Annotated in this window: 20 protein-coding genes; 8 read left to right on the forward strand and 12 right to left on the reverse strand. The window is 67.7% G+C overall.

The window, feature by feature from the left end; all coding sequences use genetic code 11:
* Positions 1–9: 9 nt before the first annotated feature.
* From RT655_RS18725 to RT655_RS18740, 4 genes are all read right to left on the reverse strand, one after another.
* A complete protein-coding gene (locus RT655_RS18725) occupies positions 10–1533 on the reverse strand; it encodes an ABC transporter permease/substrate-binding protein (RefSeq protein ID WP_313539921.1) in 1524 nt (507 codons plus the stop codon).
* Positions 1530–2297, reverse strand: coding sequence for an ATP-binding cassette domain-containing protein (locus RT655_RS18730; RefSeq protein WP_313539923.1), 768 nt, complete (start codon positions 2295–2297; stop codon positions 1530–1532). Before RT655_RS18730 ends, RT655_RS18725 begins: the two co-directional genes overlap by 4 nt.
* A 52-nt stretch (positions 2298–2349) precedes the next feature.
* Complete coding sequence (locus tag RT655_RS18735) at positions 2350–5016, reverse strand: glycoside hydrolase family 2 TIM barrel-domain containing protein (RefSeq protein WP_313539926.1); 2667 nt, start codon at positions 5014–5016, stop codon at positions 2350–2352.
* 115 nt (positions 5017–5131) lie between these two features.
* Positions 5132–5884, reverse strand: coding sequence for a dienelactone hydrolase family protein (locus RT655_RS18740; protein ID WP_313539929.1), 753 nt, complete (start codon positions 5882–5884; stop codon positions 5132–5134).
* A gap of 131 nt (positions 5885–6015) precedes the next feature.
* Between RT655_RS18740 and RT655_RS18745 the strand changes: the two genes are divergently transcribed.
* Positions 6016–6234, forward strand: coding sequence for a hypothetical protein (locus tag RT655_RS18745; RefSeq protein WP_093295677.1), 219 nt, complete (start codon positions 6016–6018; stop codon positions 6232–6234).
* Here RT655_RS18745 and RT655_RS18750 read toward each other — a convergent pair.
* The 3 genes from RT655_RS18750 to RT655_RS18760 form a co-directional block, all read right to left on the reverse strand.
* Complete coding sequence (locus RT655_RS18750; RefSeq protein ID WP_313539936.1) at positions 6231–7649, reverse strand: glucoamylase family protein; 1419 nt, start codon at positions 7647–7649, stop codon at positions 6231–6233. The genes RT655_RS18745 and RT655_RS18750 overlap by 4 nt on opposite strands.
* A 62-nt stretch (positions 7650–7711) precedes the next feature.
* The gene (locus tag RT655_RS18755) at positions 7712–10762 is read right to left on the reverse strand and encodes a TonB-dependent receptor domain-containing protein (protein ID WP_313539939.1); all 3051 of its coding nucleotides are present in this window, start codon (positions 10760–10762) and stop codon (positions 7712–7714) included.
* Between the two features lie 2 nt (positions 10763–10764).
* Positions 10765–12174, reverse strand: coding sequence for a LacI family DNA-binding transcriptional regulator (locus tag RT655_RS18760; protein ID WP_313539941.1), 1410 nt, complete (start codon positions 12172–12174; stop codon positions 10765–10767).
* Between RT655_RS18760 and RT655_RS18765 the strand changes: the two genes are divergently transcribed.
* Entirely contained in the window at positions 12098–14242 is a 2145-nt protein-coding gene (locus RT655_RS18765) for a glycoside hydrolase family 3 N-terminal domain-containing protein (RefSeq protein WP_313539944.1), read from the forward strand. The two genes, RT655_RS18760 and RT655_RS18765, sit on opposite strands and share 77 nt — an antisense overlap.
* Positions 14243–14304: 62 nt before the next feature.
* Here RT655_RS18765 and RT655_RS18770 read toward each other — a convergent pair whose 3' ends face one another.
* The 3 genes from RT655_RS18770 to RT655_RS18780 all read right to left on the reverse strand — a co-directional run bounded on the left by RT655_RS18770 (position 14305) and on the right by RT655_RS18780 (position 16496).
* Positions 14305–15579 carry an MFS transporter gene (locus RT655_RS18770; protein ID WP_313539946.1) on the reverse strand — a complete coding sequence of 425 codons (1275 nt, stop codon included), beginning with the start codon at positions 15577–15579 and terminating at the stop codon, positions 14305–14307.
* A 68-nt stretch (positions 15580–15647) separates the two neighbouring features.
* On the reverse strand, positions 15648–15956 hold the full coding sequence (locus RT655_RS18775; protein ID WP_313539949.1) for a UBP-type zinc finger domain-containing protein: 309 nt from the start codon (positions 15954–15956) through the stop codon (positions 15648–15650).
* A gap of 120 nt (positions 15957–16076) precedes the next feature.
* Entirely contained in the window at positions 16077–16496 is a 420-nt protein-coding gene (locus RT655_RS18780; RefSeq protein WP_313539951.1) for a DoxX family protein, read from the reverse strand.
* A 216-nt stretch (positions 16497–16712) separates the two neighbouring features.
* Here RT655_RS18780 and RT655_RS18785 point away from each other — a divergent pair, with 216 nt between their 5' ends.
* From RT655_RS18785 to RT655_RS18800, 4 genes are all read left to right on the forward strand, one after another.
* Positions 16713–17027 (forward strand): hypothetical protein, encoded by a 315-nt coding sequence (locus RT655_RS18785; protein ID WP_313539954.1) that lies wholly within the window; start codon positions 16713–16715, stop codon positions 17025–17027.
* 11 nt (positions 17028–17038) lie between these two features.
* Positions 17039–17434, forward strand: coding sequence for an OsmC family protein (locus RT655_RS18790; protein ID WP_313539957.1), 396 nt, complete (start codon positions 17039–17041; stop codon positions 17432–17434).
* A complete protein-coding gene (locus tag RT655_RS18795; protein ID WP_313539960.1) occupies positions 17431–17913 on the forward strand; it encodes an OsmC family protein in 483 nt (160 codons plus the stop codon). Before RT655_RS18790 ends, RT655_RS18795 begins: the two co-directional genes overlap by 4 nt.
* A gap of 66 nt (positions 17914–17979) precedes the next feature.
* On the forward strand, positions 17980–18786 hold the full coding sequence (locus RT655_RS18800) for a transporter (protein ID WP_313539963.1): 807 nt from the start codon (positions 17980–17982) through the stop codon (positions 18784–18786).
* A 194-nt stretch (positions 18787–18980) separates the two neighbouring features.
* Here RT655_RS18800 and RT655_RS18805 read toward each other — a convergent pair whose 3' ends face one another.
* Positions 18981–19901: an MBL fold metallo-hydrolase gene (locus tag RT655_RS18805; protein ID WP_313539965.1), complete on the reverse strand. Its 921-nt coding sequence runs from the start codon at positions 19899–19901 to the stop codon at positions 18981–18983.
* 52 nt (positions 19902–19953) lie between these two features.
* On the opposite strand from RT655_RS18805, the gene RT655_RS18810 reads away from it, so the two are divergent.
* Complete coding sequence (locus RT655_RS18810; RefSeq protein ID WP_313539968.1) at positions 19954–20874, forward strand: LysR substrate-binding domain-containing protein; 921 nt, start codon at positions 19954–19956, stop codon at positions 20872–20874.
* Positions 20875–21317: 443 nt separating this feature from the next.
* On the opposite strand, the gene RT655_RS18815 is transcribed toward RT655_RS18810, so the two are convergent.
* On the reverse strand, positions 21318–22247 hold the full coding sequence (locus RT655_RS18815) for a LysR family transcriptional regulator (RefSeq protein WP_313539971.1): 930 nt from the start codon (positions 22245–22247) through the stop codon (positions 21318–21320).
* Between the two features lie 120 nt (positions 22248–22367).
* Between RT655_RS18815 and RT655_RS18820 the strand changes: the two genes are divergently transcribed.
* Positions 22368–23066 carry a pirin family protein gene (locus RT655_RS18820; RefSeq protein ID WP_313539974.1) on the forward strand — a complete coding sequence of 233 codons (699 nt, stop codon included), beginning with the start codon at positions 22368–22370 and terminating at the stop codon, positions 23064–23066.
* Positions 23067–23149 lie beyond the last annotated feature (83 nt).

The raw sequence follows: 23149 nt of genomic DNA on the forward strand, positions 1-23149 counted from the left end.
CGTGAGCGGCTAGCGGCGCAGCTTTTCTGCCAGCCAGCGCGCGGCGGTGTCGGGGCTTTGCTTGTCGGTATCGCGGTCGACCAGATAATTGGCCTGCCGCATCCGCTCGACCGGCACCGCGCCGATCAGCGGGCGGAGGGCCGCCTGGAAGCGCGCATCGTTGGCGTGGCGGGGCGAGACCAGCAGTACCGCGTCATAGCCGGGGATCGCGCCCTTGGGGTCCTTCAGCACCGTCAGCCCCTGCGCGGCGATCCGGCCGTCGGAGGAGAAGGCGGGGATCACGTCGGCGGTGCCGCTGGTCAGCGCGCGGTACATGAAGGTCGGCTGATAGGGATGCGCCTCGGCGAAGCGCAGGCCATAGGCGCGCTGCACCGCCTTCCATTCGGAGCGTTCGAGAAACTCGATATCGGTGGCGAGCTTGAGCGACGGCGCCACCTTGGCGAGATCGGCGATGGTGGTGATGCCGCGCCGCTTGGCATCATCGCCGCGCATCACGAAGGCATAGGCATTCTCGAATCCGAGGCTTCCCAACAGCGTGACGTTGCTGGTGCGCCTGGCCCAATCGGCGACGCCGCGAACGATTGCCGCGCGAGGCGGCACGTCGGTGCGATGCATCTGGTTGGTCCAGATCGTGCCCGAATAATCGACATAGACGTCGATCGCGTCGCTCGCCAGCGCGCCATAGGCGACGCCCGAGCCGAGTCCTTCGCGGTACCGTACCGTATAGCCCGCAGCCTCCAGCCGCGCGCCGATCAGCCGGGCGAGGATATATTGCTCGGAAAAGCCCTTGGCCCCGATCGTCACCACGCCGCGGCTGGAAGGCCAGGCGGGGGCGAGGGCGGCCAGCGCGCCGGCGGCGATCAGGCCCAGGCTCAGCCACACCAGGATGCGGCGGCGATGCGCGATGCCCCATTCGGCGAGGCCGAGCAGCGCATCGACCGCCAGCGCCAGCCCGGCGGCGGCGATGCAGCCGGCGAGCACCAGCGCCCAGTTCTGCGTCTGCAGCCCAGCGAAGATCAGGTCCCCCAAGCTCGGCTGGCCGACCGTGGTGGAGAGCGTCGCCGCACCGATCGTCCAGACGGCGGCGGTGCGGATGCCGGCCATCACCATCGGCGCGACCAGCGGCGCCTCGACCAGCCGCAGCCTCTGCCAGCGGGTCATGCCGACCCCGTCCGCCGCCTCGCGCACCGCCGGGTCGAGCGTGACGAGACCGGTCACCGCGTTGCGCAGGATCGGCAGCAGCGCATAGAGGGTCAGCGCAAGCAGCGAGGGCAGGAAGCCCAGCGCCGGGATGCCGCCACCGACCAGCGCGGAGAGCGACAGCAGCAGCGGATAGAAGAGCGCGAGCAGCGCGAGACTGGGGATGGTCTGGATCAGGCTCGCGAGGCCCAGCGCAGCCCGGGCGACGCCGCGATGCCGGGCGGAGAGCACCGCCAAGGGCAGGCTGATCGCGATGCCGAGCAGCAGCGCGGAGAAGGCCAGCAGCAAATGCTGCGCCAGCAATTCGGGCACGCGGGCGAAGGCGCTGGTCATCGGGCGAGCGCCGCCAGCCGCTCGGCCTGTTCGCGCGGGACCGCGACCAGCGCATCGGCCGCCGCGCCGCCCTTGCCGGCGAGCAGGTCGCGTGGGGAAGCATCGCCGACGACGCGGCCGGCCTCCATCACCAGGATGCGATCGGCGAGCAGCAGCGCCTCGGCCATGTCATGGGTAACTAGGATGGTGGTGAGCCCCATGGTCTCGTGCAGCGTCCGGATCGCCTTGCCGAGCGCGTCGCGGGTGACGGGATCGAGCGCGCCGAAGGGCTCGTCCATCAGCAGCAGCCTGGGCGACGTGGCGAGCGCGCGGGCGACGCCGACCCGCTGGCGCTGGCCGCCCGACAGGGCGTCCGGCATCCGCGCGGCCATCGCTTCGGGCAGGTCGACCAGCCGCAGCAGTTCGGTGACGCGCGCCTGTCGATCCCTCGCACCGGCCAGCTTAAGGCCGATCGCGACATTCTCGCCCACGGTCAGATGCGGGAACAGGCCGACATTCTGGAAGACATAGCCGATCCGCCGCCGCAGCAGGTGCGGCGGCTCGGCGCCGACCGGTGCGCCGTCGATCAGGACCCGGCCGTCGCTCGGCTCGATCAGCCGGTTGACCATCTTGAGCAGCGTCGACTTGCCCGAGCCCGAGGCGCCGACCAGCGCGACGAAGCTGCCGCCGGCGATCTCCAGCGAGACGCCGTCGACCGCCCGCGCGCCCTTCGCATAGGATTTCCCAACGCCTTCAAAGGCAACGCTGCGCAATGGCTCCGGCATCGCCCATGCTTGTGGGCAATGTCGCGGCAAAGGTCAAAGCGCGACCGCCGCCTCAGTTCGGCCGGATCGCGATCCCCGCCACCATCGCGTCGCCACCGACCGGCTCGAACGCCAGCACCAGCCGCCCGCCGCTGCTCTTCACCTGGAAGCTGCGGGTGGTCGCCTTGTTGGCGCCGCCCGCTGCCTGCATCGGCGAGAAGCTATCGATTACCCGCTGCCCGTTCGCCAGCACTGCGAAGCTGCGTGCGGCGCCCTTGGCGGCGTCGGGCTCGAAGCTGGCGATCGTCACCGTCCAGCTGCCGTCGGGCAGGGGGATTTCATAGCCGAACTTGCCCTCGCGGTAGCTGCCGAACAGCGCCGGGCTGTCGGTCCCCTCTACCTTGGGCGGCGGCGCGAAGGGCGAGCGGCCGGCGAGTACCTTGGCCGTGCCGCCGCGGAAGAAGTCGTCCGAGCCATAGCGGTCGCCGCCCATCATGCCCCCGACCAGCGCGCCGGAATCGATGAACAAGCCCTTGCGCGGATCGGGCCCGGTCCAGTCGATCGCGTCGCTGACCTGCTTGCCGCCGATCGTGGCGGTGGCGACGAGGTGGTTGGCGCCCGGCGCGAGTGCCACGCCCGGCCACACGCAGATCCGATCGGGGCAGGCGACCGTGCCCACCGGCCTGCCGTTGACCGAGAGCGACACCCGATCGGCATTGGAATAGCCGCGCACGTCGGTCACCGCATAGGCGCGGTCGACATAGCGGCGGCCGTTGAGGTGCACCACCGGCGCGTCCGACCAGTTCGCCTGGATGAAATAGAAGGAGTCCTTTCGCGTCTTGCGATCGTAGGAGACCAGGCCCTTGGTGTTGATGTCGGTCGCGTCGCCTTCGTTGCGCATCGTCGTCGCGAAGTCGAACAGGTTCCACAGCCAGCTCGCCGAAAGATAGGGGCGGGCGCGGATCTGCTTCCAATTCTCCTCGATCGCGAGGCTCTGATATTCCTCGGGCTGGGGGCGGCCATAGGCGGCGATCGGGCCGCCGCGCGGATTGTCGCTATGCTGGGTCATCGCGCCTCCGGCACCCCATTCGCTCAGGCCGATCGGCAGCGTCGGGTGCTTGGCATGGAGCGCGTCGAGTGCCGGGCCGACACCGTCCAGATCGCCATAATACCAGCCATAATAGCGGTTCAGGCCCATCACCTGCGTCACGCCGTTGAGGCTGGGCGATCCTGCCATCGACAGGACCGACGGCGTATCCTCGCAGCAATCGGCATAGACGGTGGGGCGGGTGGGATCTTCCGCGCGGGCCAGCTTGTCGAGCTGCTCCAGCATCGCGCGCGACTGGGCGGGCTTGCCGCCGCCGCCCTTGCGCATCGCGTCGATCGCCGCGCCGATATCGGCCTCGTTGCCGACCGACCAGAGCAAGATCGACGGGTGGTTGTAATTCTGGTGGATCAGCTCACGCAGCTGCTCCTCGGCATTGGCGATCGTCTCGGGCGCCGGCGGCTGACTGGGCTCGACGTTTGCTTCGTGGACGAAGGGGAGCTCGGCCCACACCACCATGCCCGCCTTGTCGGCCTCCTCGGTCCATTCCTGGGCGTGCTGGTAATGCGCGTGGCGGATCGTGTTGGCGCCGAGTTCGAGGGCGAAGGCCATGTCGCGGGCATGGTCCTCGGGGGTGAGCGCCCAGCCCTCGCCGCCCACATCCTGGTGGCGCGAGACGCCGTGGAGCGGGGTAGGCTTGCCGTTGAGGATCAGGCCGCGGTTGGGATCGAAGACGAAGCTGCGAATGCCGAGCGGCTGGACCTGCCGGTCGATCACGCGGGCGCCGTCGCGAAGCTCGCTGACGACGCGGTAGAGATAGGGATCGGCGCGCCCCTGCCAGAGGTGCGGGTTGGAGACGGTGAGGCTGCGCTCCACCGCCAGCGCCTGGCCCGGCGCGAGGGTGGCGGGCGTTCGACCGGTGGCGACGGGCTTGCCGGTCGCGTCCTGGATGGTGGTGGTGAGGGTCAGCGTCCGGGCGCGCGAACCGAGGTTGCGCATCAGCGTCTTGGCGGCGACCTCGGCGCTGGTCGCCGAGACCTTCGGCGTGCGCAGATACACGCCCGGCCCGCCATGATCGGCAAGGTCGATATGCGCGTCCTCGACGGTGAGCAGCCGAACGCCGCGATAGATCCCGCCCTGCACGAAGAAATCGCCGCCGAGCGGGATGACATGCTCGGTGCTGCTGTCCGGCGCGGCGGCGCTGTTGTCGGCGCGGACGACGAGGCTGTTGGTGCCGGATTTGAGCGCGCCGGTAACGTCGATCCGGAAGCGGCCGAAGGCCCCGGCATGATGGCCGACATGCTGGCCGTTCACCCAGATATCGGCGATCTTGGAGACGCCGTCGAATTCGAGGAACAGCCGCCGACCCTGCAGGGCGGCCGGCACGGTGAGACTGCGGCGATACCAGCCCTGGCCCTGCCGCATATCGGCATTGGCGGCACGGGTGACGGCATAGGTGCCGACCTTGTTCCAGGTATGCGGCACCGTCACCGGCTGCCACGCGGCATCATCAAAGCCCGGGGCGGCGGGGGCCGTGTCCACGTCGCTGAAATGGAAGCGCCAGCCGGTGGAGAGATCGATCGTCGCGCGGGGCTCGGCCTTGACCTGATAGGCCGTCTGCGCCTGCGCAGATGCCGGTATGACGATCGCCACCGAAGACAGCAGGAGCATGGCCAGGGCCGGGGCGGTGCGCATCGCGATGTCTCTCCCAATGGCGGTCGCGAGCCGCGCCGCCTTATTGGTCATACCACTCGAAGTGCAGTGGTCTGTCAATCCGGAGCATTGCAGGGATGCGCAGGCACCCTACGGATCACGCCGATCCGCCGAGCGTCCGCCGGTAGAAATCGAGCGTCAGCGCCATCGCCTGGAGGAACAGCGCGGGATCGTAGCGCGGGCCTTCGTCGCGCAGAAAGGCGTGCTGTGCGTTGAACTCGTGCCAGGCATAGGATGCGCCGACTTCCTCCAGCCGCGCCCGGATCGCCTCGCGCCCGGCAAAGGGAATATGCGGGTCCTGCCGCCCCCAGACGAGCAGCAGCTCTGCCTTGAGCTCGGCCATGCGCGCGAGGCTGTCGTCGCTGCGGCCCTCGCCGAGCGTGCCCGAATGGATGTCGGTTGGGTAGAAGCAAGCCGTCGCCGAGACGCGGGGATCGAGCGCGGCGCGATAGGCGAGGTGGCCGCCCAGGCACACCCCGAAGGCGCCGAGCCTCCCCGAGCAGGCGGGGTGCGCCGCGAGCGCGGTCAGCGCGGCGGTGGCGTCCGCGTCGAAGGCCGCGACCGGCTTGGTGATCTTGAGCGCATTGCCGCGATCCGTCCCCGCCGGATCATAGGCGAGCACCGTGCCCGCAGGCTCATATTCGTGATAGACCTCCGGCACCGCGACGAGCAGGCCGTTCCCCGCGAGCATCGCCGCCAGCCGCCGGATCGGCGCGGTCACCTGGTAGATTTCCGAAAAGAGCAGCACGCCCGGGAAGCGTCCCTCCACCGCCGGGCGGAACAGGTGCATCCGCATCGTGCCGCCGCCGGGGACCTCGATATCCTGGGTCTCGTCGCTGCGGATGATCATGGTCTGCTCCCTTTGCCGGTGTCTCGCCCGCGGCTTTAGCGCCGATCGTGCGGCGGGGAAGGGGCGCTATCCACAGATTCGTCGGCGCCCCCGCTGGACAGCCCGGCGCCTGCCCGAATAGCGGCAGGCGCATGCCAGTCATTGCTACCATCATGAATTCGAACACCGGCGAACCCATCCAGAAGATGACGTTCGGCCGCATGCCCAAGCCCTGGGCGTCCTTCACTCTCTCGAACGGCGAACTGGTCCAGGCCAGCCGCGTCGACATCGGCAAGCCCGCACCGGGCAAGGTCGTCGTGCCAGTCCATGTCTGGGTCGCGCCCAAGAAGACCGACCGGCAGGACGATTAAAGCCAGCCGCCCTTGAAGCCTGCGCGCTGCAGCCCGCGACGTATATGCGGGTTGCGGTGCATCACCTCCCAGACGAGGCCGCTGCGCAGGTTCTCGATCATCAGCAGGATCGGCCCCTGGTCGATGCCGAGATGGTCGCCGTCCACCCAGCCGATACCCGGCACGATCTTGCCGTGCTTGAGCGGCTTCTCCGCGCGGGTGAGGGTGGGGTTGAAGCTGTCGAGAAAGCCGTAGCGGCCATAGATGCCGCGGCCATAGCGCGCATGCATCGTCGCCATCGCGCGACCGGCCAGTTCGGGCTCGAACGCGATCGAGGCCGCCGCCGCCGTCGGTGCCAACGTACCGTCGTCGCGATCATCGGGGCCCCGCGCGGAGTAGCTGAAGAATTCGCGCTCGCGACCTGCGAGGCGCTGCTTGAAGTCGCCGGGACCGTCGCAGGCGGTCAGGCCCCATACGTCCCCGCCATAGCCCGTCCAGCCGCCCGGATTGGCGATCGCATAGTTGCGCTGCGCGCGCACCGCGCGGCGGCTGTTCTCGAAATAGTCGATGCCCTTGGCCGCCATATAGGGATCGCGGATGCCGCGGAAATCGATCCAGCAATGGCTGTATTGGTGGATGAAGAGCGGTGCGAAATGGAGGTGCGGTTCGCCCCATTTGTCGCTCCACTGCGCGTCGAAACGCGCGGTCCAGGCGGTCCAGGTCTCGGGCGGCAGCGGATGGCTCGGCGAGCCCAGCGCCAGCACGTAGAGCAGCAGCCCCTCATTGTAGATGTTCCAGTCCGAGGGGATGAAGCCGCTCTCTGGGTGCCAGCCCATCGAGACGAAGGGCGGGCGCGGCGTGATCCAGCTCCAGTCGACCGCCGCATAAAGCTGGTCGGCGAGGCTGCGGATTTCCGCCTCCTGCGGATCGTCGGCATCGAACCAGCTCTGCGCGAACAGCACGCCGCCGAGCAGCAGCGCGGTGTCGATCGTCGACAGCTCGGCGCGCGCAAAGCGGCGGCCCTTGGTGGTGCCGAGAAAGTGGTAGAAAAAGCCCTTATAGCCGCTGGCGTCGCTCTGCCCGTCGCCCTGCGGCGCGGTGGCGAAGAAGCGCAGCGTGGCGAGCGTGCGGGTGCGGGCCTGGTCGCGGGTGATCCAGCCGTTGGTGACGCCGATCGGATAGGCGGTGAGAGCGAAACCCACCGCGGCGATCGAGGCGAAGGAGGGGGTGGGCCAGCGATCGGGTGCGAGGCCGGTCTCGGGATCGGTGGTATCCCAGAAATAGCGGAAGGTGCGTTCCTGCACGTCGCGGATCAGCGGGTCTACTGCCGGTGCGGGGCCGGTGCCGCCCATGCGGGTGCCGGGTTGCGAGCATGCGCCCGCGAGGCCCACCAGCGCCACCGCGCCGGAGCCGAGCAGTTGCCTGCGATCGATCATGAAATGTGGGTCCTGAAAAAAATGGGACGGCGCCAGGAAGAGGCGCCGTCCCAGAGGAGGGATCAGAAGGAGTAGCCGACCGACAGCTTGACGGTGCGCGGCGGGTTGCCGCCGACGTCATAGCTGCTGCGCGCGCCCCAATCCCGCGAGGCGGGGTCGTTGTTGAAGGTGATGTAGTTGTAATCGTTGAACACGTTCAGCACGTCGACGCGGAAGCGCAGTCGGGTCTGGTCGCTGATGAAGTGGATCGGCACGTACTTGGTCAGCGCCATGTCGAGCTGGCGCCGGCCCCAGCCGCCGCCCGAACCATCAACCTCGCGGCCGACGACCACGCGCTGGAACGGGTTGGACTGGTTGAGGATCGCCTTCTGATAGGCCGCGGATTCGATCTGGAACTTGGACGACAGCGCGAAGCCCAGCGGCAGGTCCACGCTGCCGGCCATCACCAGCCGGTGCCGCGGCACGCCCGACGAGCGCAGCATCGGGTAATCGCTGACCGACGGGAAATCGAGCAGATAGGTCTCGCCCAGCTGGTTCTCGGTCGCCTCGGTATAGGTGTAGGTCGCATCGAGGCTCCAGGGCGAGGCCTGGGTATAGCTCTTGGTGACCTTGAAATAGACCGAGTCCGCATTGGTCTTCAGCCCGTTGGTGCCGAGGATGATGCTGTTATAGCCCTTGGGGGAGAAGCCGAACGGCGGCGCCGGCGTGTCGGTCGGGTTCGTCGGATCGTTGAAGAAGAAGCTGCCGTCCGGCCGGCGATTGCCGAGAAGGAAGGCGAAGCCGTTCTTGCTGGCGACATGGCTATAGCCGAGCTCGAGGCCGACCTGCTGGAAGCGGCCGCGGATGCCGAGGCTGAATTGGTCCGAATAGGGGACCTTGAGGTCGTTCCGAAGGAAGCGGAACTCGCGGCCACCGCCGGTCGCGCCGGCGAGCAACTGCTGGCGGCCTTCCGGGGTCAGGTAGATCGGGTTCCAGGTGACGCAGGTCGACGCATCGGCCCCGACGCAGGCGTTGTTCGGATTGGAGTCCGCGCCGCGGAAGTTGAAGCGGCGCACCGCATAGACGCCCTGGCTTACTTCCTGCTGGAGGAAGTCGAACTGGTTGCGGTCATAGGAGCGGCCATAGCCGCCGAACACCGCGAACCGGCCCGCCTCGTCGATGCGGTAGGTGAAGCCGAGCCGCGGCTGGAAGGCGCCGGTGAAGGTCTTGCGGTTGCGGCCGTTCGAGATGAAATCGTTGATGTTGTAGTCGGCGTTGACCAGGTTCGGATAATTGGCCGCCGACACCGCCGTCAGGTTTTCCTGCGAGGTCACATAGTTCACGAAGGCCGGGGTGCGCTCATAATCCCAGCGCAGGCCGAGGTTGAGCGTCAGGTGCGAGGTCACGTCCCAATCGTCCTGCGCATAGACGCCGAACTGGAAGTTGCTCGAACGGATGTCGACTGGGCCGTTGCCGGTGGGGACGCCGAAGTCGAGCTGGTACGGCACCTGGTCGTTGAAGCCGGTGGGGCTGAACGCATTGATGTCGTAGGTATATTGCGGGTTGGCGCGGTTCTGCTCGAGCGAGCGCAGGCGGATGAAGCTCGCCTTGGTGCCGACCTTGATGGTGTGGCCGTTGAAGCCGGTGAAGGTGAAGTCGTCCTGCACCGTCCAGCCCTTCTGGCCCTTGTCCTGCTGGCTGCCGCCGCCGCCGAAGCGCAGCAGGTCGGTCCGGGTGAAGTTGCCGTTGTTCACCGTCGAGGCCTGGAAGAAGCTGGTGTTGCCGACGGTTTCCGGCGTCGGCGCCCACTTGGTGTCCTGGTACGACACGCGGGCATCGTTGATCCAATTGTCCTCGCTGCGCTGCCAGCGGAGCATGAAGCGCTTCTCGTCGACCTTGTTGAGCGTCGCGGTGTTCGACGCGTTGACGCCGGTCGCGATCTGCGAGCCGGATTCCTTGCGATACTTGCCGGTGAGCTCGATCAGGTCCTTGTCGCTCGGCTCGAGGTCGATCTTGCCGAAATACAGGTCTTCGTTGAAGCGCTGCGAGAAGGTGCCGAAGTATTGCTGGTACTGCGACGGGAAGATGCTCGTCGAGACGCCGTTTTCCGGCCGCACGTCATAGGGGCTGTCGATCCGCTTGCCTTCGTAGGTCACGAAGAAGTGCGCGCGATCCTTGATGATCGGACCACCCAGCGCGACGCCGAACTGCTTGTTGTTCGAATTGACCTTGTCGCGCTCGACCGGGAAGAGCTCGGTCGGACGGCGCGCGCGCAGGTCCTGGTTGGTATAGTCGATAAAGGCTTCGCCGTGGAACTCGTTGGTACCCGACTTGGTCGCCGCGGTGATCGCCACCGAGCTGACCTGGTCGAACTCCGCCTTGTAGTTGGACGAAAGCACCTGATACTCGCCGATCGCGAGCTGCGGGAACGGATTGCCGGCCGAGCTGTCCTGCCCGGTGATGCCGTTCTTGAGGACGTAGTCCTTCTGGCTGACGCCGTCGATGAACACGTTGACGGTGCGGCTGTCCTGCGCGCCGCCCTTGATGCTCGACGTGCCGTTGGCGCCTTCGATGAAGCGCACGCCCGGCGCGAGGTCGGCGAAGGCGAGGAAGTTGCGGTTGTTCTGCGGCAGCTGCTCGATCAGCCGCTGCGTGATGTTGATGCCGACCTGGCCGCCGTCCAGCGAGCGGATGCGGTTGCCGGTGACGACGATCTCGTCGCCCGTTGCAGGCGCGGCGGTGTCGTCGCCCGCAGGCGCGGCGCCGGCATCGGCCGCCGGGGCGGTCGTGGTGGTCGACAGATCGAGGTCGAGCCCGGCATTCTGGCCGACGCGCAGCGTGAACGCGTCCGAATTGCGCACGCCGTTCTGCAGCTTGATCTCGAGGCGATAGGTGCCCGGGCGCAGCGAGGCGAAGTTGTAGCTGCCGTCGGCGCCGACGGTCGCGCTGCGGCGGATGCCGGTCGACACTTCGATCGCGGTGACTTCGGTGACCGGGTTGTTGGCCGGCGCGGTGATCGTGCCGCGCAGCGATGCCTGGCCGACCTGGGCCATGGCAGGGGCGGGGGCGAGCAGGGCACCGCTGCCCAGCACGGTCATCGTCAGCAATGCGGAACGCAAAACTAGCTTGTTCATGGTTACTCTCTATCTCCCCGGCGGATCGGGTTTTCTGTTGTTGTTTTCGGGTATTGGCGGGTCGATTCCCGCGGCATGACGATCGGCGCGCGCCATTCGAGCGTGTCGTCGGCGGCGCCGTCGATCAGTCCGGCGAGGCGCACCACGGCGCGCGCGCCGAATTCGGCAATGTCGATGCTGGCGGTGGTGAGCGCCGGCGAAATAAGGCGGGTCAGCGGAATATTGTCGAACCCCGCCACTGCGACCTTTCCGGGTACCGCGATGTCCGCGCGCTTGAGCGCCATCAGCGCGCCCACCGCCATCATGTCGTTCGCGGCAAACACCGCGTCATAGTCGGCGCGCTCGGCCTGCAGCGTGGCAATGGCCGCGGTACCGGAATCTTCGAGGAAGTCGCCGTCGATCACGCGCAAATCGAGACCGAGCCGCGCGCAGGCCTCACGGGTGCCCTGGAGACGCTCGCGCGCGTCAATATTGCCCTCGGGCCCCGCGATATGGACGATCCGGCGGCAACCGCCCGCGGCAAGATGCTCGATCACCGCGACCGCTCCGGCAACGTTGTCTACGCGCAGTTCAGCGCGGACCCCGTCGTGCGGCGCGCAGTTGACGAGCACTGAGGGCATGGTGCGGGGCAGATGCTGGAACAGCTCGTCGGACGCGATCTGCGGTGCCATCACCACCAGCCCGTCGACGCGGCCCCGCATCGCGTGGAGCGCAGTCACGCCACGATCGGCCTCTCCGTGCATCACCATCAGGAGGAGGTGAAGGCCCAGCTCGGACGCCTGGCGGTCCATGCCGCGCAACAATTCGGAGAAGAACTCGCCGTGCAGATCGGGAACGACGACGCCGATCGTCGAGGACCGCGCGAGACTCAGGTTGCGCGCGCCAGCATGCGGCACATAGCCGAGCCGATTGGCGACATCGCGGATGTGATCGCGCAGTTCGGGGCGGATGTTGGTCGCGCCGTTCAGCGCGCGCGACACCGACGCAACGGACACCGACGCTTCCCGCGCGACATCACGGATCGTTGCGTTCGGCATGGCGGTCTTCGTCCCCTCCTGGGTCTGGGTTGCGGCGGCTTGTTTGCCGGCAGTGGCGTCAAGCTCTTGATGTAACCGGTTACATGAAGCAATAGCGGGTTGCAAGATTGTTGATGCGGCGGCCGATGTAGGGCTGCGCTGTGGGAGGAAATGCGTGAAGGACGGCCAGATTTCGAGGCGTGCGGTGTTGATCGGGGCGAGCGCGGCGGCGGCCTGGGCGGCAAGTCCGGCGCGGGCGATGCTGCTCCAGGCGGGGACAAAGAAACTGCCCGCCGCGGTCGAGTCGCTGCTCGCCAGGATGACCGTCGAGGAAAAGGCCGGGCAGCTCACGCTGATGGCCGCTGCCTGGTCGGGCGGTGCGGCGGTGACGCTCAATCCCGCAGGCGCCTCGTCGAACTTCGACGGGCAGCTGGCAGAGGTCCGCGCCGGACGGTTGACCGGCGTGTTCAACGGCAACGGCGCGGCGATGGCCAAGCGCATGCAGACCGTGGCGACGCGCGAATCGCGGCTCAAGATCCCGCTGCTCTTCGCCGCGGACGTGATCCACGGCTTCCGCACCGTCTTTCCCGTGCCGATGGGCGAAGCGGCGAGCTTCGATCCCGATCTCGCCGAGCGCACCGCCCGTGTCGCAGCCGTTGAAGCGGCGGCCGCGGGCATCGATTGGACCTTCGCGCCGATGGTCGACATCACCCGCGACGCGCGCTGGGGCCGCAGCGTCGAGGGCGCCGGCGAGGATGTGCTGCTCGGCAAGCTGATCGCGGCGGCGCGGGTGCGCGGCTTCCAAGGCGCCAAGGGGCTCGAAGCGGCCGACGCGGTCGCGGCCTGCGCCAAGCATTTCGCCGCCTATGGCGCGGTGGAGGCGGGGCTCGACTACAACACGGTCGACATTTCCGAGCGCATGCTGCGCGAAACCTATTTCCCGCCCTTCCAGGCGGCGCTCGCCGCGGGTGCGCCGACGGTGATGGCGTCGTTCAACGAGCTGTCGGGCATTCCAGCCACCGCCAACGAATGGCTGCTGACCGAAGTATTGCGCCGCGAGTGGGGCTTCGACGGGCTGGTCGTCTCCGACTATACCGCCGACGAGGAACTGATCGCGCACGGCTTCGCGGCGGATGCGCGCGAGGCGACCAAGCTCGCCTTTATGGCCGGCGTCGACATGAGCATGCAGAGCGGCTTCTACATCAAGCACCTGCCGGATCTGGTCGCCAAAAGCGAGGTGCCGATGGCGCGGCTCGACGAGGCGGTGCGGCGGGTGCTGGCGCTGAAGGTGCAGCTCGGTCTGTTCGACGATCCGTTCCGCCGCATCGATCCGGCGCGCGAGAAGGCACGCGTACGTACCCGCGCCAATCTCGCGCTGGCCCGCGAGGCGGGGTCGCGCTCGATCGTGATGCTCAAGAACGAGGGCGGCCTGCTGCCGCTGCCGCGCACGGGCAAGAAGATCGCGCTGATCGGCCCGTTCGCGAGCGGGCTGCATGATCTGATCGGTACCTGGAATGTCTATGGCACCGATGCCGAGGCGGTCGATCTGGCGACCGGGGTCAAGGCGCTGGTCAGGGATCCGTCGCTGGTGAGCGTCACCGAAGGCGCCGGGCTCGACGGCGCGATCCCGGGCGGGATCGAGGCGGCGGTTGCTGCCGCGCAGGCGGCCGATGTGGTCGTGCTGGCGGTCGGCGAGCATGCTCGCATGTCGGGCGAGGCGCAGTCGCGCTCCGCCATCGTCGTGCCCCCGGCGCAGATGGCGCTGGCCGAGGCCGTGGCAGCGACCGGAAAACCCGTGGTCGTGCTGCTCCGCAACGGCCGCGCGCTGGCGCTGGAGGGTGCGGTGCTCAACGCGCCGGCGATCCTCGTCACCTGGTTCCTCGGCTCGGAGGACGGCCCTGCCATTGCCGACGTGCTGTTCGGCGTGGTGAGCCCCTCCGCGCGCCTGCCGGTCTCGTTCCCGCAGGCGACGGGGCAGGAGCCCTATCACTACGATCACAAGCCGACCGGCCGCCCCAATCCGGCGGGTCCGTTGCAGGAATACAAGACCCATTATCGCGAGTTCCCGAACCAGGCGCTGTTCCCGTTCGGCCACGGGCTGACCTATGGCAAGATCGCGTATAGCGACCTCGATCTGGGCGGCGGCAGGCTGACGGCGGACGGCAAGCTGGTGGTGTCGGCGACCATCGCCAACAGCGGGTCGCGTGCGGCCGAGGAAGTGGTGCAGCTCTACATCCGCGACGTGGCGGCGAGCGTCACCCGGCCGGTCCGCGAATTGAAGGCGTTCCGCCGCGTCGCGCTCAAGCCCGGCGAGCGCAAGCAGGTGCAGTTCACGCTGACCCGCGCCGACCTGCTGTTCATCGGCCAGGCGCTCAAGCCGACGGTGGAGCCGGGCAAATTCCAGCTGTGGATCGCGCCGTCGGCCGAGGCGGAAGGCGTATCGGGCAGCTTCGAGCTGGTCTGATCGCCACGGTCCGAAAGCCACGGGCCGCCAATAGCGTTTCCTCCCTGGCGGGGGAGGAAACGCTAAGCCGTCATCTCCCGCCGCGGTGGTAGCGCCAGCACCGCCGCCAGCGCACCGAGCAGCAGCACCGCCGGCCCCGCCAGCATCAGCCAGCGGATCGCTGCCAGGCTCGCCGCTCCCTGCGGCGCCCCCGCGACGAAGCCGCTCGCCTGGTAGATCGCCCCGATCGTGAACCCCGCCGCCGCCAGCGCCGCCTTCTGGGCGAGCGCGAAGGTGCCGAATGCGATCGCCTCGACCCGAACACCGCTCCGCGCCGCACCCCAGTCGACGCTGTCGGGCAGCAGCGTCCAGGCGGCGAGCCCGAAGCCTGCGAAGGCGACCTGCATGCCCAGCAGGAACAGCGTCGCCGCGCCGACTCCGGGGTGGGGCAGCAGCAGGAAGCCCGCGGGCAAGGCGAGGGCCAGCCCGCACGCCGCCAGCCAGGCAGCCCGCGCGCCTGCCCTGCGCGCGGCGATCGTCCAGAGTGGCGTCGCCACCAGACTGGCGAACGCCATGACCGCCAGCGCCCGCGGCCCCGCCGGATCGTCGGCGAGCACGTAACGGAAGAAATAGAGTACCGACTGGGTGGTAAGCGCCGCCGCCGCCGCGCCCGCCGCCGCGGCGAGGTTCAGCGCGACGAACGCACGGTTGCGGGCGAGCAGGAGCAGCGCGGGGCCGAGTGCGGGGCGGATAGCGGCCTCGGTCGATGGTTGCCGCTCGGGCACCCTCCACGCGATTGCCAGGAGCAGCGGTACGCCCAGCGATGCGAGCAGCGCACTCGCTGTCCCATAACTTCCCAGCGCGTGCACCAGCCCCGGCATCGTTCCCGCCACCAAGGTTGCGGCGAGGGCGCCGAAGATCATCCGCAACCCTGCGAGCAGCGAGCGTTCGGCGCTGGTGCCCGCCAGCCGGTTGGTCCAGGCCGCATAGGGGATGTTGGTGAACGCATAGAGCGTACGGAAGCCGAGCTGTGCCGCCAGCGCCGCGCCCCAGCCGCCCACCGGCACCGCGAACATCGCGACGAAGGCGAGCCCCAGCGGCACGGCGCCCCAGCCGATCAGCCACCGATAGGGCCGCCGCATCCGCTCGGCGACCACGCCCGCGACGAAATCCGCCGCGCCGTCCCAGGTCGCGCCGACCAGGAACAGCGTGCCGGCCAGTGCCGGGGCCAGCCGCAGCGTGTCGATATAGAAGAACAGCAGGTAGAGATTGACCGCCTGCCAGTAGAGATTGAACGCGAAATCGCCTGCGCCGAACAGCAGCAGCGCGGCGCGCGAGGCAGGGGCGGGCGGGGTCATCGAAGCGACGGATGCGCGATCATCGGCACCGTCTTAGCGCCCGGCCCGCGGCTGTCCACGGGACCGGTTCAGAAGAAGCGCGGGATCGGCCCGTCCTGCGGCGTCTGATCGGGCAGGTCGACCTCGATGCCGTCGGCATAGCACCAGCCCCAGCCTTCGGGCGGGTCATAGCCTTCCATGATCGGGTGGCCGGTTTCCTGGAAATGGGCGGTGGCGTGGCGGTTGGGCGACTGGTCGCAGCAGCCGACATGCCCGCATTCCCGGCACAGCCGCAGATGGACCCACCAGCTGCCGGTCTTGAGGCATGCCTCGCAGCCCTTGGCGCTGGGGGTGACTGCGCGGACCGTTTCCGAATTCATGTGCGTGCAGCGGGTCATGGCGATCTCCTCCCGGCCTGTGTAGCGGAGACCGGGCGCCGGATCGCCTGTACGAGTGGATGGGCGGCGAAAAGGGGCCGCGCAACGGCGCGACCCCTTTCAACGCGGTTTCAGATCGCCTTAGCGGCGGGCGTCGAGGCTCCAGCCACCGGCGCCGAACGCGACGACCTGCAGCAGGCCACCGGCCATCGCGATGTTCTTGAAGAAGTGGATGAACTGGTTCTGGTCGCCCAGTGCCGCATGGAAGGCCAGCGCGGTCGCCACCGAGAAGGCGGCGAGAATCGCCGCCACGATGCGCGTGCGATAGCCGAGGATCAGCGCGATGCTGCCGCCCAGCTCGACGAGCAATGCGATCGCGAAGCCCAGCTGCGGCAGGGGCAGGCCCGACGAGGCGATATAGCCGATCGTGGCAGCCGGCGCGGCGAGCTTGGACAGGCCGCTCAGCAGGAAGATCGCGGCGATGCCGATGCGGCCGACCAGCGGCAGGGCCGACTGAACGTTGGTAGGGGTGGCGGTGGTGAGGAAGGGTGCGGTAGCCATGATGTGTCTCCGAAAGAGGGCGGGGACCGATCTGCCTCGCCTGGTGACCGGAAGATGGCCCCGGCGAGTTGGCCAGAGAACTGGAATAAAGTCGTCCCATATGTTCGACGATATCGAAAAGCGGCTGTTCAACTCCCTCGAACGATAGCGTCGAAACTATCCGGCTGATCGGAAAGGCGGCGCCGGGCTAGCATCGGCCCAACACAGGAGGTTTTGATGGATCGTACCGCAGCACCCGTACTCAGCCAGACCGAATGGGCCGCGGTCTCGGTCGCCTTCCAGGACGCGGCGGCCTGCGGCTGCACCGCGGTCCCGGCAAGCGAACGCCCCTCGCTGCTCGGCCGGGTCGCGGACACGTTGTTCGCCGCCCGCCGCCCGACCCCGCTCGCCGATCCGCGGCTGGAGGCGATCCGCCAGTTCGTCTGCACCACGCGCCGCCAGCGCCAGCCCGCCGCGCATCTGGTGCCGGTGCTCGCCGACCACGGCTTCAACCCCGCGCAGATCGAAGCGATCGCGCTGTTGGCGATCTGAGGAACGCGACCATGCTCCACGCCACCGCCCATATCGGCACCGAGACCATGGAGACCCGGATCCAGGCCGGCAGCCATGCGCTCCTCGCGGACGAGCCGCCGAGCAACGGCGGCACCGATGCCGGCCCCGCGCCCTACGAACTGCTGCTCGCCGCGCTCGGTGCCTGCACCGCGATGACGCTGCGCATGTATGCCGATCGCAAGGGCTGGCGGATCGACACGCTCGACGTCGACCTGCGGGTCCTCGGCAAGCCCGAGGAGCGCCATATCAAGCGCACGCTGACGATCACGGGCCCGGACGAGGCCGGCAAGGCACGGCTCGCCGAAATCGCCGAGCGCACGCCGGTGACGCTGACGCTCAAGCAGGGTATCGCCATCGACACCAAATTGGCGGAGCATACGGCATGAGCAGTGAAGTGGCCCTCGACGCGATCGCGCGCGATACCGGCGCGGGCAAGTTCCAGGTGGCGGTGCAGGTCGCGGGCGTGGCGCTGATGCTCGACGAGCCGGTGTCGGTCGGCGGCATGGGATCGGGGCCGACGCCCTATCAGATGCTCGCCTCGGCGCTCGCCGCCTGCACGACGATGACGCTGCGCGTCTATGCGTTGCAGAAGGGCTGGCCGGTCACCGGCATCCGCACGCTCGCCGGCCACCAGCGCCAGGCAAGCGTCCAGCCGGCGGACCTGTTCACCCGTCGCATCGAGATCGAGGGCGACCTCGACGATACCCAGCGCGCCCGGCTGCTCGAGATCGCCGATCGTTGCCCGGTGCACCGCACGCTCACCGGCGGCGCCCGCGTCGCGACCGAACTCGCCGACGCCGCCGCACCGACCGAACCCGCCGCCGCGCATGCCGCCGATCTGGAGCATGCGATCCGCGACGCCTGAAATCTGTGTATCGAAACATTTCCGACATGCCATCGTTGGGCCCTCCAATAGCTTTGGGGGGACAACATGATTCGAACTGCACGCATCCTTGGCGTCGCGACGGCACTGCTCGCGGCGGGCCATGCCTTTGCCGACGATGACCCGCGCTTCTGCCCGACCCGCCCGAGCATCGGCGGATCGAGCTGCACCACCGAACCGGGCCGCGTCCATGTCGAGGCCTCGTTCGTCGACTGGGAGCGCGACGATACCGCCGACCAGCGCGAGGACCGGATCGTCACCGCCGATCTGCTGGTGCGCGCGGGCGTGGGCTCCAAGACCGAGGTGCAGCTGGGCTGGACCGGCTATGGCCAGGACCGCACCCGCGACAAGGCCGGCGGCGCGATCGACCGGGTGACCGGCACCGGCGACCTGCGCTTCGCGGTCCGCCAGCATCTCGCGGGCGAGAAGGGCAAGCCCTTCTCCGCGGGCTTAGAGGGCTTCGTCACTGCGCCCACCGGCAAGTCGCCGATCGGCGACGGCACCTGGTCCGCGGGCGCGATCGTGCCGGTGCAATATGACCTGACCGAGAAACTCGCCGTCGCCTTCACCGGCGAGGCCGACGCCGCCGCCAACGAGAGCGGGCAGGGGCGGCACTTCGCCTACAGCGGCATCACCGGCCTGCGCTACAAGCTCAGCGAAAAGGTGACGACGACGGCGGAACTCTCGCTCGAGCGCGACAATGATCCCGAGGGGCACGAGACCCATGCGCTCGCCGCGCTGTCGACCGCGTGGAAGCCGACCAAGGTGCTGCAGCTGGACCTGCTGGCCGTGGCGGGGCTGAACCGCAACTCCCCGGACGTGCGGCTGGTCGCGGGCGGGGCGGTGCTGTTCTAGAGCTGGCGGACGCGTGGAGGGGTGTTTTTGCCCAATCCCGGTCGTTGAGCGCCGCCTTCGTGGAACCCCAGACCTGCCGTTGGTTCATCTCCGACGGCGAAGGTTGGAAGGGCGAGGCTCGGGACGAAGTCGTCGCTTTCGGTCCGCGCACGAACGGCGGCTTGTGTCGTAAGTGGTCATGCGGCTCGATACGCTCAGGTAAATGACCAGACATATTCGGCGCCACGCCTGCTGACGGTTCCGACTCCAGAGGCGGGGAAATGGGAACTGAACAGCTTGGCCTTGGTGTCCGCTGCGAAATCCAGCGCCCAGAATCGGGATTTCAAGGCGGTCGACCTGTCCGGATCAAACAGCGATAGCAGGTGCGGCGCGAAGACCTGAACAGGATGATGGAAGACATCGCCCGCAAAGAGTGCGGTGCTGCCTGCGCTCCGCAGCACGATCGATGCGTGATCCACCGAATGTCCCGGCGTGGAATGGAACGAGAAGCCGGGGATGATCTCGCTACCATCGATGTCTATCATCTCGGCAAGCCCTGCTTCCACGATCGGCGTCACGCTGTCGCTCTGGGTCTGGAAGCTGGTGCGATGGCGGTTCTCGGCATTAGCAGGGACCGCGAAGAAGGCATATTCCTTGGCCGAGAAGATGTGGCGGGCATTGGGGAAGGTCGGTTGCCATCGTCCATCGATCAGGCGCGTGTTCCAGCCGACGTGATCGACATGCAAATGCGTGTGCAACACGTAATCGACGGCTTCGGGCGTGACCCCCAAGGCTTCCAATCGTGCGAGATAGGGCGTCGATAACCGATCGAAATAGGGCGCGAAGGGGCGCGACTTGTCATTGCCCACGCCTGTGTCGATCAGGATGATCTTGCCGCCGAGCCAGACCACCCAGCTATGAATACTCAGGAGGACGTGCCGCCCGTCGGGCGTCATCGTCTCCGGCATCGCGTCGAGAAGCGGCTGATGGCTTGCGTCCCAGTCGGGCAGAAGGCCGGTAGGTTCGAAGGCTTCGATCTGCCAATCGACGACGCGCGCCACCTTCGCATCGCCGAGGGTGTTGATGGGGGTAAGAAACATGGCTCGATCCTTTCGGTCGGAATATGTCGCCGCCATTGTTCAAGTGGAATAAGCTCCATCTTCACACCTTGATGACTGTGAGTCGTGAATGCGTGCCGGTGAGATCCTCGAGTTGAACACCTTTCTGGCCGTGGCTCGAGAAGGCCGATTTGCTGCGGCTGCGGCCCAACTCGGCGTGACGCCCTCGGCGGTCAGCCAATCCGTCCGACGGCTGGAGGCACGGCTGGGCGCGCGCCTGTTCATCCGCACGACCCGCAGTGTCACGCTCACCGAGGCGGGCGAGGTCCTGCTGCGCGAAGTCAGGCCGGCGCTCAACGCGTTAGCCGGGGCCGAGCGAGCGCTGATCGAACGGCGAGAGCATGCCGGCGGGCGGGCAAGGATCAGCGTTCCGGCCGTAGCCATGGAACTGCTGATCGCGCCGATCCTCGCCGATTTCCGGCGGGCGCATCCGGCGTTTCGACTCGATATCATGGTCGAGGATCGGCTTACCGATCCGGTTGCCCATCGCTATGACGCGGTCATCAGGCGCGGCGATCTGCTTGAGCAGGATATGATCGCCCGCCGCGTGAGTCACGACGATCGCCTGATCCTCGTCGCTTCCGAGGCATGGCTCGCTTCCCGCAAACCATTGGGGCACCCTCAGGATCTTGCGTTGGACCGCATCGTGATCCGCAGGCCCCGATCAGGCGCCGTCATCCCCTGGTCACTCGTCCGTCATGATGAAGCAGTGGCGCTGAGGGGCGGCTCCAGCCTCGTCGCGGAAAATGCGACCGCTGCCCGGGATTATGCAAGGTCCGGCCTCGGCGCGGCGCTACTGGCGCATGATTTCGTTGCCGGGATGGTGCGCGATGGCACGCTGCGATGGATCTTGCCTGAATGGAGCGCGCCGTTGGCGGGCTTTTATGTGATGTATGCCCATCGCGGTCTTATGCCCGCCGCCCTAGATGATCTGATACATGATATGGCGAGTTCTGGTGGGAATGGCGGTCCACGTTCCACCGCTACATGACCGGCTCTGGTCGACTGCTGCCGTCTTGAACGTCTGAAATCAACAGCAGCTAACGTATTCTGTCACGCGAGAGCGGCCGGGCGGCAACCCACCAGTTTCGGTCGCCGCCGGATACCCTCAACCACAGGAAGCATCGGCTCCCTTGAGTCCGTGGCTGAGTTTTCTATATGTTCTTGCCACCCCTCTGGGTGGTCGCTCTTTGATCTCGTTGCATCACGTCCTTTCGCGCGTGGCGCGATACGCCTCGCGTGCTGGCGCAGGAGACGGTGGAAGCTTGCGCGATTTTGCGCGAGCCTAAACTTCCTAAACTTTGCGCTCGCAAGGGGAGCTGCGGAGAGAACTGCCGAAACGCGCGTGCGCCTAAACTTCCTAAACTTCGGTGGGCGGCGACCAATCGGCGCGACGGTTCTTCACCCGTCGCAGGTACGCGGTGCAGCCCGGTCCTACGCCTCACCCAACCCCTCCAGATCGACATCCTGACGCCCCACGTCCACGAACCGCGCGCGCAGCCACGACGCCGCCGGGCCCGGCGGTGCATCCCGCCGCCAGATCGCACCGAACCGATACATGCCCCCGGGGCTTTCCGGCATCGCCAGCCGCACCAGCGTGCCGGCGACGAGGTCCGGCTCGATCAGCGGCAGCGGCATGTTGCCCCAGCCGATGCCTTCGCGGAGCAACGCGTGCTTGGCGCCCAGGTCTGCCAGCCGCCAGGTGCGCGGGCTCATCACCGCGAAGTCGCGGCCGGCGGTGAGCGGCGAGCGGTCGGAGAGCACCAGCTGGACATGGTCGCGCCCCGCGCCGGGCGGGATCGGGTTCATCCGGCCGAGCGGGTGGTCGGGCGCCGCCACCGGCACCATCGCCACCGATCCCGCCGCCTCGCACTCGATGCCGTTCACCCCCTGTGCCAGCGGCCCGGAGATGCCGAGCACCGCCTTGCCGTCCAGCACCAGGCTGGTAATCGCGCCCAGCGCCTCGACATGAAGCCGCAGCGTTACCGTCGGGAATTCGGCGCGGAAGGCACGCAGCACCTCGCCGAGGCGGCGAGTGGGCAGCATCACGTCGACGGCGAGGTTCACCTCCGCCTCCAGCCCGTCGAGCAAGCCCTTCACCTTGGCGCGGAGCCCGTCGATGCCCTGCGCCACCGTCCGCGCCTCGGCGAGCACGGCCGCGCCCGCGGTGGTGAGGCGGGGCTTCTTGGTGCCCTCGCGGTCGAACAGCAGCACGCCAAGCTGCGCTTCGAGATTGGCGATGCCGTAGCTGATCACCGACACCGCGCGGTTGAGCTGCCGCCCCGCGCCCGCAAAACTCCCCTGGTCCACCACGGCGAGGAAGATGCGGAGCTGGTCGAAGGTGGGGGTGCCGGGGTTTGACATTTCTATTTCCTGGAACGTTTGCGCCAAACTTATCCGACTGATTGGAGAAGTCGAGCCCGCCTATATCCCGGTCATCGAAAGCGCGCCGCAGCCCGGCACCCGCTTACAGGGAGACCCACAATGATCGAACTTCGCCCCTTCTCGAGCCTCGGCGGTGCCAATCATGGCTGGCTCGATGCCAAGCACCATTTCTCCTTCGCCAACTATTATGATCCGGCCCGGACGAGCTGGGGCAATCTGCGTGTGTGGAACGACGACACAATCGCGCCGCAGAGCGGGTTTCCGCCGCACCCGCACCGCGACATGGAGATCATCACCTATGTCCGTGACGGTGCCATCACCCACCAGGACAATCTCGGCAATCACGGCCGCACCGTCGCTGGCGACGTGCAGGTGATGTCGGCAGGCACCGGCATCGCGCATTCGGAATATAACAAGGAAGACGAGACCACCCGCATCTTCCAGATCTGGATCCAGCCGACCCGCGGCGGCGAAAAGCCGAGCTGGGGCACGCGGCCCTTCCCGAAGACCGATCGCGCCGGCCAGTTCGTGGTGCTGGCGAGCGGCTTCGAGGGCGACGGCGACGCGCTGCCGATCCGCACCGATGCCCGGGTGGTGGGTGCAACCCTGCGTGCCGGCGAGACGGCGGAATACACGCTCGGCAGCGATCGCCGCGCCTATCTCGTGCCTGCCAGCGGCGCGGTGGAGATCGACGGCGTGCGGATCAACGCGCGCGATGGCGCCGCGATCAAGGATGTCCAGACGGTGAAGATCATTGCGATCGAAGACAGCGAAATCGTGATGGTCGACGCCGCGTGACCAACGGGCGGGCGGTATTTCGGTGCCGCCCGCAATGTTCGCGCAGCGCTGCACTGCACGAACGTATCTCATGTTGATTTGGC

Origin of the sequence: Sphingomonas sp. (genome assembly GCF_032114135.1) — a bacterium.
Classification (GTDB): domain Bacteria; phylum Pseudomonadota; class Alphaproteobacteria; order Sphingomonadales; family Sphingomonadaceae; genus Sphingomonas.